Here is a 14076-nt window from a genome sequence, read left to right as displayed (position 1 = left end):
GCATTTCAGGGAGAACACCATGCACCGCAAGAAACTGCTCATCGTTGGCGGCGGCAATTTGTGCCTGCAAATCCTGCAGGTCCTGGCCCCGCGCAATCAGTTCGAATTCCACGTCGCCAGCCGCGATCTCGAAAAGGCCACGCGGATGTGCAACCTGATCCGACTGGCCGCGCTTCAACAAAACGTCGCGATTCAGATTCACAGCCATGAGATGGAACTGCGCGAGTCGTGCATCAACCGCAATGCCGAGATGCTCCTGAAGATTCGTCCGGACATCATTGTCAATTGTGCCTCGCTGCAATCCTGGCGGGTGATCACGCAATTGCCGGCCGAGCGCTTCGCTGCCCTCGATCAGGCGCAGCTCGGGCCCTGGCTACCGATGCACCTGGCACCGGCCTACGCGCTGATGCGCGCCGTCAAACAGGCGTGCCCGAAAAGTCTGGTGGTCAACGCGGCGTTTCCGGACGCCGTCAATCCGATCCTCTACAAGGTCGGCATGGCGCCGGATGTCGGCATCGGCAACATCGCCAACCTGGTTCCGGCCACGCGCAGCGCCATCGCGCATCTGACCGACTGCCTGCCGACACAGGTTTGCGCCAAACTCATCGGCCATCACTATTTCAGTCACAGCGTGCCCCGCCATGGCCTGCCGCCGCAGCAGCTCGACGCGAGCTTCAACCTGACCTACTGGATTGATGGCGAAGAGCGCACCGACGAGCACACGGCGGAAGCTATTTTTGGCTGCGTCGCCCGTGAATTCAGTCGGCTCGGCGGCGTCGACGGGCAGTATCTCACCGCCATGTCTGCGGTGACCGTGCTGGAAAACCTGTACGCCGATCACGAGGTGCGGGTTCACGCCCCCGGTCCCCACGGGTTGCCCGGTGGCTATCCGGTCAAGGTCGGCATGGGCAAGGTGCTGCTCGACCTGCCCTACGGCGTGACGCGCGAAGAAGCCATCAAGGTCAATGAAGCAGGGCAGCGCCTGGACGGCATCAGCCTGATTCGCGCTGATGGCACGGCGGTGTTCGGCGAGGCGCAGAGGCAGGTCATGCAGCGTGAACTGAATTTCGCCATGGCCGAGATGCGCGTTTGCGATTCTGCAGCGTGGGCGGAGGAACTGGGCAGCAAATACCGGGCGTACGCCGACGCGAGCCACCACACCAACAGCCATCACGCAGGAGTCGCCGCCCATGACGCCGGTTATCGCGCTTTCGCCTGCTGACCTGTCAGGCATTGCCGAGGAGGATTATGCCCGGCAGTACGCGGCGGATTTCGTCGAGCGCTGGGACGAACTCATCGACTGGGACAAACGTGCGGCCGGCGAGGGCTCTTTCTTCTACGATCTGCTGCGCCCCGCCTGTGCCTGGCGGGTGCTGGATGCCGCCACCGGCAGCGGCTTTCATGCCGCCCAGCTGCACAAGGCCGGGTTTGACGTCACTGCCTGTGACGGCAGCCCGACCATGGTGGATCGCGCCCGCCGCAACTTCGCGCGGCTGGGGGTCGACGTTCCGCTCCATCGTTGCGACTGGCAAGCGCTGGACGCCCGCGTACTGGGCAAGTTCGACGCAGTGCTGTGCCTCGGCAGCTCGCTATGCCATTTGTTCGACCGCGAGGCGCGCATCGCCGTGTTGAAGCGGTTTCGGCAGATGCTTAAACCCGGTGGGCTGCTGTTGGTCGATCAGCGCAATTTCGAAGCCATCCTCGCCGGCCGCTTCAGGTCATCGGGGCGCTATTACTACTGCGGCGACACCGCCAACGTCACCCTTGGCGAACTGGACGAGTCGGTGTGCGAGTTCGTCTATCGCTTTGCCGACGGGCCGCAATATCGGCTGCGCGTGTGCCCGATTCGCCCGCGCCAGTTGCAGGACGAACTGCGCGCGGCGGGGTTCCGCGCCCCCCATGCGTACGGCGATTTCAAACCGATCTACGACGTCATGAACGTGGACTTCATCATTCATCAAGCCCATGCCTGACGCTGACTCAAGGAGGAGCATTGTCATGATCACCCATACCCCTTGCCTGACGCAGCACAACAACCTGGTGCCGTACCCGTTTAGCGAAATCACCTCGGCCAGGCCCGGCGCCAGACCCCGGGTCATCTGGTTGACCGGGCTGTCGGCGGCGGGGAAATCCACCATCGTCGACAACCTCGGGCCGGTGCTCAGTGCTCGCGGGTTGACAACCTGCATTCTGGACGGCGATTCGGTACGCACCGGTCTGTGCCGCGACTTGAGTTTCTCTGCCGAAGATCGTGAAGAGAACGTGCGCCGGGTGGCGGAAGTCGCGGCGTTGATGGTTGGAGCAGGGTTGACGGTGATGGTGGCGTTGATCTCGCCCACGCGCTCGGCCCGGCAGCTGGCCCGCTCGATTGTAGGCAGTGCGCGGTTTGTGGAGGTGTTTGTCGATGTGCCGCTGGCGGTGGCTGAAGCCCGGGACCCGAAGGGGTTGTACCGGCGTGCGCGGGCGGGGGGAATTACAGGGTTTACCGGTGTGGATTCAGCGTATGAACCGCCGGTGTTTCCCGAGCTGCACATTCGCAGTGATCAGGTTGATGTGGGGCGGGCGGTGAAGATGATTGATGAGTGGTTGTTGGCGCGAGGGTAGGGGGAAGAGGTGCGGATAACCACACGTGGTCATCCGCACCTCTTCAAGCTGGCAAGCCGCTGATCAACCGCGTCCAGTTGCCATGGGCAAACGCTTCGGTCGCTTCTTGATCGAGGCCGCACTGCTCCAAAAAATTTCGGGCATCCCGACCCGGGCGGTACTGGTAAGGGAAGTCGGTGGAAAACAGCAACCGCTCGGTGCCGACGATCTCGACGGCACGGTCCAGATAATGACGAAGAAACATCCCGCTGGCCGTCACATACAGGTTGTCGCGAAAGTACGTCTCGATGGGGCGCTCAAGGCTGGCAACCTGATCCATTCGCGCAAAGCGCTCGGCATAGAACAACACCAGCTCGCCCCAGTGGCCGAGAATAATCTGCAGCCTCGGCAAGCGATCAAAGGTGCCAGACAGGATCAGCCGCAGAAACTGAAGACCCGCATCGTAGTGCCAGCCCATACCAAAGGTTGCGAAACAGGCATCCAGCGTGGGGTTGAATCCGGAGTAATAAGCCTCGCGCACGGCAGTCGGCGGTGTTCGGGGGTGGAGCAATACCGGTGCGGTCAGCGCTTCAGCGCAGGCGAAGATGGAATGAAAGCGGCTGTGGTCCAGGTTGTGTTCACCCACTCTCCCGCACAGCATGGTCCCTTTGAAACCCAGGGCGGTGACACAGCGTTCCAGTTCCAGGGCGGCCTGCTCTGGCGAGCTGACCGGCAACGTAGCCAGCGCCTGAAGGCGGTCGGGGTGCCGCGCCACTGCCCTGGCGACCTTGTCATTGATCCTGCGCGCCATATCAACGCTTTCCGGGCCCAAGTTGTGAAGCGCCGGGGTGGTGAGCGACAGCACTTGAACATCCAGTCCTGTTTCATCCATCAGCGCTAGACGCTCGTCGGTGAGATTCGTCAGGCGTTTCTCGATGGCGCCGGCATGGAAGCGGACGCTGGGGTCGGTCAGCTCGAGGCCGATTGCGCTCCACGCGTCGCGTACTTCCGCCGTCAGAAAATGCTCTTCGATACCTATCAGCTTCATCCTGTTCTCCGCGCTCACCGCGCAATGGGGCTACCGAGATAATTCAGCCCCATTGACCGTCGCCCGGCACGCTGTGCTGCGAAGGTCGTTTGGATTGATTCGACTATAAAGTCGGCCTGCTAAAAGCGGTAGGCGCACAGGAATCACACTATAGTTGCGTCCGACGCCATAGCTGGCCATCGCAACCCTTGGCGGATTCCCATATGAGCAACGTTGATTTGAACCTCCTCATGGCGCTGGATGCTTTACTCGTCGAACGCAGCGTGACCGGCGCCGCTCGCCGCTTGAACCTGAGCCACTCGGCCATGAGCCGTACGCTGGCGCGCTTGCGTTTGGTGACGGGTGATCCGTTGCTGGTGCGCGCAGGACGGGGGCTGGTGCCCACCCGTCGCGCGCTGGAACTGGTGGATCACGTCCATACGTTGACGCGAGATGCCCTGGCGGTGCTGCGGCCGCAAATCAGTCAGGTGGACATGGCGTCGGTCGAATTGACGTTCACGGTCCGCGCGAGTGAATCCTTCATGAAGTGGCTTTCCGGCCCGGTGGTGAACGCGGTTCTTGGCGTAGCGCCACGCATCTGTCTGCGTTTCGAAGCGAAGCCCGATAAGGATGCGCGACTCCTTCGGGAGGGGCTGGTTGACCTGGAGATCGGGCGGATAGGAACGTCGGCACCGGAAATTCGCACCCGCTTTCTTTTCCACGATCACTACGTGGGCGTGGCGCGGATCGGGCACCCGATTCTGGAAAATGAGGCGGTAACGCTTGAGCAGTTTGCCGCGTGCGGTCATGTTGTCGCGTTGCAGGAGGGGCACGCGATCAAGCCGCTGGATGACGAACTTGAAGGCATCGGTCTGCGCCGAAGAATCACCATTGTGGTGCCGGGCTACCCGGACGCCATGGGCATCGCTTGCCAGTCGGAACTGATCGCTATCGTCCCGGCATCCTGCGTCGCTGATGCGGCTTCTGCCCCGGGCTGCCAAACCTTGGGCCGCTTTGATCTTCCGTCACCCGTTCCGGCGTTCAAAGTCTCGGCGCTCTGGCACCCCCGCATGCACGCTGACCCGGTTCACCGCAGGCTCAGGGACATCATCATTTCCACCTGCCAGGCGGCGTATTCCGGTGGAACTCTTTGAACAACCCGGACACTGAGTTTTAGCGCGTTCCGCCGGGTCACTCCCTTTGTGATCCACACGCGGCATCGTTCCGCAGCCTTCGGAGAACACTTCCATGCTTGAGCTCGATTCCCGCATCAAAGTCATTACCTTCGATTGTTACGGCACCCTTGTGCAGTGGCATGACGCTGTTCGGCGAGCGGCGGCGTCCATCCTTGAGCGACATCTGTCGGCCCATGCCTCCACGGAAAGTGTCGCCAGTTTCGCGGCGCGCCTGCGTGAGATTGCGATGGAGCATCAACAGCAATCGCCGTTTCGCGACTATGAAGCGGTACTCGATGCGAGCCTGAACCAGGCGTTGCGCGAAACCGGTCATGACGCCACGGCGGCAGACCTTGAGACCTTGCTCACGACCCTGGGAAGGATCGAGCCCCACCCCGACGTACCCGAAGCGCTTGCCCGATTGCGCGAGCATTACCGGATCGCCGTCATCAGCAACACCTCTGATAACCTGATTGCCGACACCATCACCGCCATCGGTACACCGATCGATTTTGTCATCACGGCCCAACAGGCGCATGCGTACAAGCCCGATCACGCGCTCTTTCACCACGCTTACGCCGCGATGGGTGTTACGAAAGCAGAAACAATCCATGTCGCCATGGGCCAGTTCAGTGACCTGAAGGTCTGCCAGGAACTGGGCATTCGGTCCGTCTGGATCGACCGAGAGGGCGAACCCCTGGACCCCGCATGGCAACCTGACGCTGTATTGAAAGACCTTTCCGGGCTGCCGCAGTTGCTGATTCCGTCCTGACCTGCCGGCTCGACTGTCGGTCCCCCACCCGATAAGGGGTCACGCATGCTTGTTACCGGGATTCTCTGGATAGCGTTTTTCATCATCAACTTCAACGTGGTGATGATGATTCCGCTGCTGCCTTTTATTCAGCGGGATCTGCACCTTTCTCCCAGTGACTCCGGGTGGATATTGGCCGCGTTTCCGGTCGTGGCGCTGATCAGTAATCTGGCGCTTGGCCCGTTGATTGATCGCTTCGGCAGAAAGTTGTTCATCACCGTGGGTGGTGTTGCTTGCTGCCTGACGCTGCTGTTCACCGCCGCATCCCAAAGCGCTTCCATGATCGTGTTGAGCCGGGCGGCGACAGGGCTGTTCATGCCGATGATCGGCGCATCGATCTTCGCCGCCCTGGCGGACTATGTCCCCCAGCCCAAACGCGCCCGGGCGGCGGGGTATGTCACCACCGCCGCGCCGATCGCCTTTCTGTGCTCACTCTCGATGGGGGTTGTCGTCGGGGGGCTGCTGTCCTGGCAAGTCACCGTCGTCGGCCTGGCGGTCGTTTGCGCCACCCTTGCCGGGCTGGCGCTCACCTTTCCGACACCGCCGCAAGCTTCGCTGTCGTCTTCGAGAATAAGTTGGGCCATGTACAAGGAGCGGTTGACGTCGCTGTCAGCCAGTCCCGGCACCCGCCCGTTGATGGCGGCGTACTTTTGCTGGTCGATTGGCGTGTACGTTTTTCTGGGGCTGTACCCGAGCTGGCTTGTGCAACACGGCCTTTCATCATTTGGCGTCGATGCCGTGGGCTCGGTTATCTTCATCGGTGAGGTCGGTGGACTCTTCGGCGCGATGCTTTCTGCCAGGCTTGCCAGTCGATTCAACAATCCATTGCGGCTGTGCGCCGTCGCCTCGATGGCGATCGCGGCAGTGATCCAGATGATCCCATGGGTCGAGGGCTCACCGTTTGCACAAGGCGCTGCCTACATGGGCTTCGCGTTCGGGCGAGACCTGATGCTGGCGTTGATATTGGGCGATGCCATGGGGCTGGTTGAGGCTTCTCGAAGAGGAAGTCTTAATTCATCGCTCAACGCGGTGTATCAAACGGGTGGGACGTTGGGTGGATTGTTGAGTGCCTGGCTGTATGGCTTGAACGCCGGGTATTTTGCGAATGTGCTGGTGGCGTCGTTGGCGTTTGTTGCTTCTGCGGTGTTGCTGCGTGGAATCTCCGGGCCAAGGGATCGTTTCTGAGCTGTCAGGAAGTTGCGCACGGCCATCTGAAATCGGTGAGTCTGAAACGGGCGCACGCCAGCGGTGCCTGCACTACCGTCGGAGGTCACCAGGAGGTGAACATGTTCGAAGGTTTCCAACTCGCGATGATTGATCTGCCTGAGGCGACGCTACGTGTTCGCTACGGTGGTTCTGGTCCTCCGTTGCTGTTGCTCCATGGTCATCCACGGACCCACACGACCTGGCATCAGGTTGCGCCACTGCTGGCAGACTCTTTTACGGTGATCTGCCCTGACCTCAGAGGTTTTGGTCAGTCCAGCAAGCCCGCCGACCCCCATGACCACGAGGCGTTTTCAAAAAGAGCGAAAGCGCGTGATTGCATCGCCCTGATGGATCGCCTCGGTTTCGATAAATTTCATGTGGCAGGTCATGACCGGGGCAGCTACGCGGCGTTTCGTCTGGCCCTTGACCATCCCTCTCGGGTGCTGAAATTGGCGATTCTGGATGGCGTGCCCATCCTGGAAGCGCTCGAACGGTGTGGAGCGCGGTTTGCTTCCACATGGTGGCACTGGTTTTTCTATGCTCAACCCGACAAGCCTGAACGGGCGATTTTCGCCGACCCCAAAGCCTGGTACGGGGGCAGCGCCGAGTCGATGGGCCAAGAGAATTTCGAGGATTTTCAGGCCGCGATCCACGACCCCGAAACGGTTATCGGAATGCTCGGTGATTATCGCGCCGGCATCGCCCTGGACCACTTGCATGATAAGGAAGACCGCGAGGCCGGTCGCCGGATTCAATGCCCGCTTCACGTCATCTGGTCATTGAAGGATGACCTCGAATTCCTCTACGGCGATGTGATTGCTGTTTGGCAGCCATGGGCACAACAGAAGGTCACCGGCATCGGAATCGATAGCGGCCACCACATGGCGGAGGAGGCGCCGGCTGAACTGGCGAGCGCGCTGAAGGCTGTTTTTTGCTGCGAAGTGAAGATCGGGACCCCGCTGCAGACCGGAGCCTTTATTTCCGCGGAACCGATCTGCCGTTAGGCGCCACACAAGGGCTACCCACTCCCACGCGAACCTCACAGCGATCGCCCCGTTACAACATCCAACACGCCTGCATCCGTGCAAGCGGTCCAGAGTGGGCCTGGGGCACTGCCAACCGACCTTTCAGTTTGGAGAAAAACGTGAAATTACCCGGACTCGGCGCCTCGTCGCCCAAGACACCAGACATCACTCCCCATGCCTCCAAGCCGGACGCCAAGCCGACGCCCGACGCGGGCAAACCCTCGAATACCCCCACCGACTCCGGTAACGGCGGCAGCCGTGCCACCGGCAACTTCAGCAATGTCGCCCAAGGTACGGGCGCTCTGGCCAGCGGCGGCGCGGCCATTTATCGGGCTGACCAGAGCACGCAGAATTCTCAATACGCCACGCAATCCACCACGGGCGCAGTGAACTATGGCGGCCCTGCCGGGAGTGGCGGGCCGTCGGGTCTGCAAAACCAGTCCCTGGCTCAGCAGAGCCCGGGACTGGGCAACGCAGGTGAGCAGTCGACGCAGAACTCACCGCTTCTGCAGCTGCTGGATAAGTTGATCGGGGCGCTGTTGCAGTCAGTCGGCGGCGGGGCGAGTAAGCAACCTGCCGGGGGCGACGCTGCCCCCACGCACACCAAGGACACGGCTGTGGCCGAGCAAAGCCATAACAAGGACGGTTTAACCGGAGCCGCTGGGCAAGTCGGGAAAGCACTGTGGATGGTGCCCGGTTTGAGTAACGTGATGACTGGCATCGGCGAGTCCGACGGCAGTGTCGGCGGGATGCTCAAAGGCGGCGTCGGAGGCGCAGCGGACACTGCGAAAGGCGCAGCCGTCGGCCTTATCGGCGGTGGCGGCAACCCGGTCGCCATGGCGGCTGGTGCTTATGGCGGGGCGTTGTCTGAAACCAAAGCTGCCCCTGAAGGGGTGCGCAACGCAGCGGGCATGCTCTAAACGATTCCTGCCGCATGTTTCCTCTCTCGGGGGGACATGCCTGGCAGGGATTTCTCGACCGACACACGTCACCAGACAATGGGTTTGTCGTCCCAGGCCCAGAATGTCCCGCTGTCCGCCGGCCCATGTGCGCCTACCACCTCAAGAATGCGATCCGCCGAGAAACCTGCTTCAAATAGTTGACCCTCAGGCACATTCGCCTGGAATGGCCGGGACAGGTCCGTATCCGTTGTGCCTGGGTGTATGGCGAGGACAGTAGAAGCAGGGTTCAAGCGTTTCAGTTCGATACTGGCCGTGTGCAGCAGCTGGTTGAGCGCCGCTTTGCTGGCTCTGTAGCTGTACCAGCCACCCAATCGGTTATCGCCAATGGAGCCAACCCTCGCGGACAGCGCCGCGAACGTCGAAGGCTGCCTGCGCAATAACGGAAGCAGGTGTTTGAGCAGCAGGATGGGAGCAAAGGTGTTGGTCGCGAAGCTCGCTTGCAGGCTGGCCAGCGACAGTTGCGCCAGACCCTTTTCTGCTTTGGCGCCGTCCTGATGAAGGATGCCCAGCGCACTGATGACGAGGTGCAGATGATCGCACCCTGCAAGCGTCTCGCTCACCAGTGCTTCGAGGGATGGCTCATCCCGGGCGTCGCAGTCGACGCGTTTCAGACGGTCGCCATATTGCTCTGCGAGCTTTGCCAACCCCGCAGAGGTGGTCGCTTCCCGCGATACTGCCCACAGCTGAGTAACATCATCGCGAGCGAGCAACGCTGCGCACAGTGCCAGGCCAATACCTCGGCTGGCTCCGCATATCAGCACGTGTGCTCCACTGTTAAGTTCCGGTATCAAACGCATAAGGCACCTTGAGGGGCATGGCTGAAGTGTTTTTTATGACTTCGGGTCAGGGCATGACGTTCAGGTGAGCGATGACCTTGCATTCCTGGTAGCACGGCGGGTATCAGCAAAAATGCAGTCATCAGGTTTCGGGCAATCGAGGTGTTCCAAACCTCCACGCTCATGTGGGCCAAGTCGGAGAACAATTGGGCTTCGCCCTGAAACGCCATGCCGGCGTTGTTCACCAGCACATCGATCAGCCCCATGGTGATTCAGCCCAGGTCACCAGTGCGGCGACCTGAGCAGGATCAGTGACCTCTGCTGAGCGATCTCCCACCTCATAATCTTCCGCGCTCATTTGTGCAACACCGCGACTTATGCCGGCTGAGGGGGAATATCTGGCCAGCTTGCGAGCAATTGGCGCCAACCTGCTTGGAAATTCTCGCTCCACCCGGCAGTGACAGCGCGGGCGCGAAGCTCTAACTGCGCGAACCACCGTCAATCAGGCCGGACAAATTGATCTTTATCAACTCACCGGGCCGATCCGATGCAGCCGCAAAACAAGGATCGACCGACTGCCTTCTGACTTATATCAACAGGCGCTGTCTGCGGCTGGCCAACAATCAGTCTTACATTCACGGCGTGGACCACCGTCTGCGCTGTTCAACCTGATGGAGGTGTGAAATGGCTGAATCCGAGCGGTTGTTGCTGATAGCCACCCCGTTACTTGTTCGCACGCCCGCGTTTGATCGCGCGGCAGCATTGGCCAAGGCCATGTCTGCCGCATTGCACATCGTTGCATTCGATTACGTAGACGGCCTCGCTGCTGACGGGCTTGCCAACGAGACGGCCATTGAGGAAATGCGTGAAGGCTATCTGCAATGTCATCGTGACTGGCTGGAGATGCAGGCCGGGGGCATCAGGCATATGGGGGTCGAGGTCACTACCGAGGTGGTGTGGGTGCAGAGGCCGTTCGAAGAAATCCTGGTCCATATACGCGAGATCAGCCCCTCAATGGTCATCAAGGACTTGAAGCACGAGTCTTGGCTGACCCGCGCTTTGTTCACCAGTCTTGACATGCGGCTGCTGCGTGATTGCCCGGCACCGCTGCACTTGGTCGGCCAGGTTCAGCACGGTTTACCGCGCAGGATTCTGGCGGCTGTTGATCCTCTTCACCCCGCGGACCAGTTCGAGCACGTCAATGACACAATCATTCAAGCGGCGGAAAGGCTCGCCACCCAATGCGATGCTCAGTTGCACCTGTTGTTTGCCTTTGACCTGTCTTACATCGTTGCGCTTGACGGCGGTTACGGCGCTGCGCCATCGGTAATGGACGAGATGTACCAGACAGAGGGTGAGGCCTTCGCCGAATTGGCGGACCGCTATGGCGTGCCAAAGGACCGTCGTCACATGATCACCGGCAATCCAGCCAGAGTGATCGAATCGTTCATGGACGAGGAGGGTATCGACGTCGTGGTCATGGGCACGGTTCATCGCTCAGTGAAGAACAGATGGATGGGCAGCACTACCGAGCAAGTGGCGCATCACTTGCACGCCAGCGTGTTGACGATCAACCCCGAGACGCAGACGTAATGCTCCGGCCGACGGCAACGGAGGTCAGCGTGGTTGCTGATCTTCGAGCTGCCGTTGCAGTGCCTGCCTGCGGGGGCAGTGCCCATTCGGTCAGTCGTCGATGGCATCCATCGGCGTGCCCCGGGTAATCGTCAACCGCCGAGCCGAAAGGGTTGTGTTTTGAGATTTCCCGGAATGCCTGGCAGAAGCAAGGTCTGGGGTAATCGGTTTGAAGGCCCCCAGGCCTTGGCCTTACGCGATGAGCAGGTGGTTTTCGACGTGGGTCACGCCCGGTATCGCCCATGCCGCATTTTGCGCCGCTTTGCGCTCGAGCCAAAGATGGACATGGCCCTCAAGTGTCACCGTCTTGCCCTCAACGATTACCCTGATCCGCTTGGCGTCCAACTCCGCATTGCGGGCGAGCGCCGCTTCGAGCAGCTCCTTGATGTCCTCAGGCGTTGCCGCGGGCCTCACCGCCAGCATGTTATTGATATCAACGACCCCTGCCAGTTTACGCACGGCGTCTTGAGCCGCTTGTCTTTGATACTGCCAGTCTACTTCGCCTTCCAGAGTGACCCAGCCCTGCTGAACTTTAATCTGGATGCGCTCTTCTGGCAGGGCGCTGTTCCAGCGAATGACGTCCATGCAGCGCGAAGCGATGGCTTCATCGTCAATGTCCAGATCGCCGGGCACATGAACCTGAATTTCTTCCGCCACCGCCTTTACACCCTTGACGCTTTTGACAGCGCGTTCGGCGGCAATCTTTTCAGCGTACGTACTCACATGACCGGACAGACAGACCAGTCCGTCCTTGACGGTCACACCGATGGCGGCCGCGTCGATATGGGGCTGGAACTCAAGCTCGTCGAGAATGGTTCGCCGTAACTCTAAATCGTTCATGTTCGCTGCTCCTGAGGTGCTGATTATCCATGTGGCGAGGCGCCCAGTGGATAACCATCATTAAAATCTCAGCGCATGGGACACATATTGAGCTTTGTCAGGGTTTGTCTAAACAGCCTGCAGTGTCGGCGTGCTGCGCCATTGACAGGGCGCACATTGATTGCTCTTAAGCTCACGCTCGTGCGGCATTCACGTCTGCACGCGCCTCTTTCACAGGTGATAGCGCGATCGCACGAGTTGGCTGATCCGCTCCAGGGCGCTTGTCGGCGTGAGAGTTGTGTCTGTCTCGATGGCGTGGGTCCTGTTGGCGAGCACATCGTCACGAATGATCTGGCGGAACCAGTTGGAAAAATCCTCTGCTTTCAGATGGCCGTCCAGTGCAGGATTCTCCAGCTGCGTCGAGCAGGATAGGAACTCAGTCAGGTTCGAGGCACTCTCCCCCAGAGAAGGAAAGCGGAATGCATGCCAGGGACCAACATCCCCCGCGACGTACTTGCCGCTGTGACGATGGTGTTGTTGAGCAGGCTTGAGCTGCTCGAGCATGACCACTTCTTGGCCCTCGCGAAGGTCCCACAGGCAGGCATATTCAGGGCCGGGCATGCGCCCCGGAAAGTCAGGGCAGCTACGTTGCATGCGCCTGGCGAACTGTTCGACCAGCGTTCTGGCGGTGCTGCCCAACGTCACCAGCGTACTCACGTCCTCAAGGAGTGCCGGGCACACTTGATCGAAATCCAGGGCCACAATAATTGCACCGACATTTCCCAGAAACCCGCGCGGCCAGAGGGCGCAGTGGGGGAGCATGTAGTGGGCTTCGTCCACGATCAACCAGTAGGGCCGACCCGAAGTACTGCGCAGGTCCTTGATGAACGGCAGTAGTTCACCGAACAGTTGCACACGTGCTGCCGGATCCAGCGCAAGCGTACTCACCACCACATTGAGTCCAGCGAGCAGTAGATGATGCACGGATTCCTCTGTCGTCGGTGGCACCGTCAGGCCTCCTATCGTCACCGCATCGTCCAGCGTCAGGTAATCCCCCTCCGGATCAATGATGCAAAATTCCTGATGCGCCTGAACCATTTGCTCGCTGAGCCAAGTGACGTAGCTGGACTTGCCTGAGCCCGAGTTGCCAATGATCAGCATCACCGATTCAGGGGCCAGCCAGACCTTGCGTCCTTCAATGGTCTGTCCCAGTTGCACACCGGTGCGCTCGACAGGCACCAGGGCTGCGTCCTTTTCCAGCAGCATTTCTATCAGCTCGCACACCCCTCTGCCGTGGTCCTGACTCAAGCGAATATCAGCGGCGGCCTTGATCGAGTCGATGGCGTTGCTCACTGCGGCCGAGCAACCGCAGATCGACAGAAAGGCATGATCGTTTTCTGCGTCGCCAACGGCTACCACATTCAGCTCGCATATACCGAGCCGCCTCAAGCCGGCAGCCAGGCCCGATGCTTTATTCACGCCCGTCGGCAGGATCATGATCGCATCCTTGTTGAACGTGATCTGCAACTCAAGACCAAGCGCGCGGATGGTGTCGATCACTGCTCCCTCGAAGGGGTGCCACGTGGCTATGACCGATCGCCCCACCGACAATGGCGCTACATTTTTGGCCCGCAGGCCGCCGACCAACTCGGTCGAGGCCGCGGCGGCAATGAGCTCTTCGGTATCCGTGCGCGGGTCGTACAGGAGCGCACCGTTTTCTGCTATCACAAGGTCAAACAGGTCAAGATGTGGAAAATGGTGTTTGAGCGCTTGCAGCTCTCGGCCCGTCACTAGCAGCAGCTTGCGCCCGCTGGTTTTGAGCGTCATGAGCGATGCAAGGACGTGCTCTGGAACGCTGCCGTGCTCTGCAATGGTGCCGTCGTAGTCCACCGCTAGTGCCAGAAAATGCATGCTCGCTCCACCAGGGGCTGAGCCGGAGTTGCTCAGTCTGGAATCAGTCAGGTTATGGGTGCTGATCATTAAATAGCGTTGCCTGCGGCAAAACGTTGAGGTTTGTCAGGATTTGCTCAAACACTGCTCCGATCCATTTGCTGCCGGCG

General features: G+C 60.3%; 14 protein-coding genes. 9 read left to right on the top strand and 5 right to left on the bottom strand.

Features of this window, described 5'->3' with window-relative positions; genetic code table 11:
* Nucleotides 1–19: 19 nt before the first annotated feature.
* Genes AC0Z8Z_RS09810 through cysC form a run of 3 tightly spaced genes read left to right on the top strand, consistent with a single transcriptional unit; the run spans nt 20 to nt 2604 of the window.
* Nucleotides 20–1222, top strand: a complete 1203-nt coding sequence (locus tag AC0Z8Z_RS09810) for a hypothetical protein (RefSeq protein WP_485618972.1) — start codon at nt 20–22, stop codon at nt 1220–1222.
* Nucleotides 1191–1973: a class I SAM-dependent methyltransferase gene (locus AC0Z8Z_RS09805; protein WP_485618971.1), complete on the top strand. Its 783-nt coding sequence runs from the start codon at nt 1191–1193 to the stop codon at nt 1971–1973. Before AC0Z8Z_RS09810 ends, AC0Z8Z_RS09805 begins: the two co-directional genes overlap by 32 nt.
* Nucleotides 1974–1998: 25 nt before the next feature.
* Entirely contained in the window at nt 1999–2604 is a 606-nt protein-coding gene (gene cysC, locus AC0Z8Z_RS09800; RefSeq protein WP_485618970.1) for an adenylyl-sulfate kinase, read from the top strand.
* 43 nt (nt 2605–2647) lie between these two features.
* On the opposite strand, the gene AC0Z8Z_RS09795 is transcribed toward cysC, so the two are convergent.
* Nucleotides 2648–3631: an amidohydrolase family protein gene (locus AC0Z8Z_RS09795; protein WP_485618969.1), complete on the bottom strand. Its 984-nt coding sequence runs from the start codon at nt 3629–3631 to the stop codon at nt 2648–2650.
* Nucleotides 3632–3834: 203 nt separating this feature from the next.
* Here AC0Z8Z_RS09795 and AC0Z8Z_RS09790 point away from each other — a divergent pair, with 203 nt between their 5' ends.
* From AC0Z8Z_RS09790 to AC0Z8Z_RS09770, 5 genes are all read left to right on the top strand, one after another.
* Nucleotides 3835–4764, top strand: coding sequence for a LysR family transcriptional regulator (locus AC0Z8Z_RS09790; RefSeq protein WP_485618968.1), 930 nt, complete (start codon nt 3835–3837; stop codon nt 4762–4764).
* Between the two features lie 94 nt (nt 4765–4858).
* Entirely contained in the window at nt 4859–5557 is a 699-nt protein-coding gene (locus tag AC0Z8Z_RS09785; protein ID WP_485618967.1) for a haloacid dehalogenase type II, read from the top strand.
* 45 nt (nt 5558–5602) lie between these two features.
* On the top strand, nt 5603–6781 hold the full coding sequence (locus AC0Z8Z_RS09780; RefSeq protein ID WP_485618966.1) for an MFS transporter: 1179 nt from the start codon (nt 5603–5605) through the stop codon (nt 6779–6781).
* 101 nt (nt 6782–6882) lie between these two features.
* Nucleotides 6883–7806, top strand: a complete 924-nt coding sequence (locus AC0Z8Z_RS09775; RefSeq protein ID WP_485618965.1) for an alpha/beta fold hydrolase — start codon at nt 6883–6885, stop codon at nt 7804–7806.
* 140 nt (nt 7807–7946) lie between these two features.
* Nucleotides 7947–8747 (top strand): hypothetical protein, encoded by an 801-nt coding sequence (locus AC0Z8Z_RS09770; RefSeq protein WP_485618964.1) that lies wholly within the window; start codon nt 7947–7949, stop codon nt 8745–8747.
* Nucleotides 8748–8815: 68 nt separating this feature from the next.
* Here the strand turns inward: AC0Z8Z_RS09770 and AC0Z8Z_RS09765 are convergent, their stop codons facing one another.
* Both AC0Z8Z_RS09765 and AC0Z8Z_RS09760 read right to left on the bottom strand, forming a co-directional pair.
* Nucleotides 8816–9586, bottom strand: a complete 771-nt coding sequence (locus AC0Z8Z_RS09765) for an SDR family NAD(P)-dependent oxidoreductase (RefSeq protein ID WP_485618963.1) — start codon at nt 9584–9586, stop codon at nt 8816–8818.
* A complete protein-coding gene (locus tag AC0Z8Z_RS09760; protein ID WP_485618962.1) occupies nt 9577–9831 on the bottom strand; it encodes an SDR family NAD(P)-dependent oxidoreductase in 255 nt (84 codons plus the stop codon). The genes AC0Z8Z_RS09765 and AC0Z8Z_RS09760 overlap by 10 nt, the downstream gene beginning before the upstream one ends.
* 418 nt (nt 9832–10249) lie before the next feature.
* Between AC0Z8Z_RS09760 and AC0Z8Z_RS09755 the strand changes: the two genes are divergently transcribed.
* Nucleotides 10250–11158: a universal stress protein gene (locus AC0Z8Z_RS09755; protein ID WP_485618961.1), complete on the top strand. Its 909-nt coding sequence runs from the start codon at nt 10250–10252 to the stop codon at nt 11156–11158.
* 231 nt (nt 11159–11389) lie between these two features.
* Here AC0Z8Z_RS09755 and AC0Z8Z_RS09750 read toward each other — a convergent pair whose 3' ends face one another.
* Complete coding sequence (locus AC0Z8Z_RS09750; RefSeq protein ID WP_485618960.1) at nt 11390–12037, bottom strand: BON domain-containing protein; 648 nt, start codon at nt 12035–12037, stop codon at nt 11390–11392.
* A 210-nt stretch (nt 12038–12247) separates the two neighbouring features.
* Nucleotides 12248–13927: an HAD family hydrolase gene (locus tag AC0Z8Z_RS09745; protein WP_485618959.1), complete on the bottom strand. Its 1680-nt coding sequence runs from the start codon at nt 13925–13927 to the stop codon at nt 12248–12250.
* Nucleotides 13928–14076: the final 149 nt, after the last annotated feature.

It is taken from the genome of Pseudomonas sp. 1L-C-7-B-C1 (genome assembly GCF_057291635.1).
The sequence above is the reverse complement of the archived record's forward strand: the minus strand, read 5'-3'. Positions and strand labels throughout refer to the sequence as shown.

What these genes read in the sequence shown, in the direction of transcription:
- cysC (WP_485618970.1), top strand. Translation starts at nt 1,999, where the DNA reads ATGATCACCCATACCCCTTGCCTGACGCAGCACAACAACCTGGTGCCG.
- AC0Z8Z_RS09780 (WP_485618966.1), top strand. Translation starts at nt 5,603, where the DNA reads ATGCTTGTTACCGGGATTCTCTGGATAGCGTTTTTCATCATCAACTTC.
- AC0Z8Z_RS09790 (WP_485618968.1), top strand. Translation starts at nt 3,835, where the DNA reads ATGAGCAACGTTGATTTGAACCTCCTCATGGCGCTGGATGCTTTACTC.
- AC0Z8Z_RS09785 (WP_485618967.1), top strand. Translation starts at nt 4,859, where the DNA reads ATGCTTGAGCTCGATTCCCGCATCAAAGTCATTACCTTCGATTGTTAC.
- AC0Z8Z_RS09810 (WP_485618972.1), top strand. Translation starts at nt 20, where the DNA reads ATGCACCGCAAGAAACTGCTCATCGTTGGCGGCGGCAATTTGTGCCTG.
- AC0Z8Z_RS09750 (WP_485618960.1), bottom strand. Translation starts at nt 12,037, where the DNA reads ATGAACGATTTAGAGTTACGGCGAACCATTCTCGACGAGCTTGAGTTC.
- AC0Z8Z_RS09805 (WP_485618971.1), top strand. Translation starts at nt 1,191, where the DNA reads ATGACGCCGGTTATCGCGCTTTCGCCTGCTGACCTGTCAGGCATTGCC.
- AC0Z8Z_RS09760 (WP_485618962.1), bottom strand. Translation starts at nt 9,831, where the DNA reads ATGGGGCTGATCGATGTGCTGGTGAACAACGCCGGCATGGCGTTTCAG.
- AC0Z8Z_RS09775 (WP_485618965.1), top strand. Translation starts at nt 6,883, where the DNA reads ATGTTCGAAGGTTTCCAACTCGCGATGATTGATCTGCCTGAGGCGACG.
- AC0Z8Z_RS09795 (WP_485618969.1), bottom strand. Translation starts at nt 3,631, where the DNA reads ATGAAGCTGATAGGTATCGAAGAGCATTTTCTGACGGCGGAAGTACGC.
- AC0Z8Z_RS09755 (WP_485618961.1), top strand. Translation starts at nt 10,250, where the DNA reads ATGGCTGAATCCGAGCGGTTGTTGCTGATAGCCACCCCGTTACTTGTT.
- AC0Z8Z_RS09765 (WP_485618963.1), bottom strand. Translation starts at nt 9,586, where the DNA reads ATGCGTTTGATACCGGAACTTAACAGTGGAGCACACGTGCTGATATGC.
- AC0Z8Z_RS09745 (WP_485618959.1), bottom strand. Translation starts at nt 13,927, where the DNA reads ATGCATTTTCTGGCACTAGCGGTGGACTACGACGGCACCATTGCAGAG.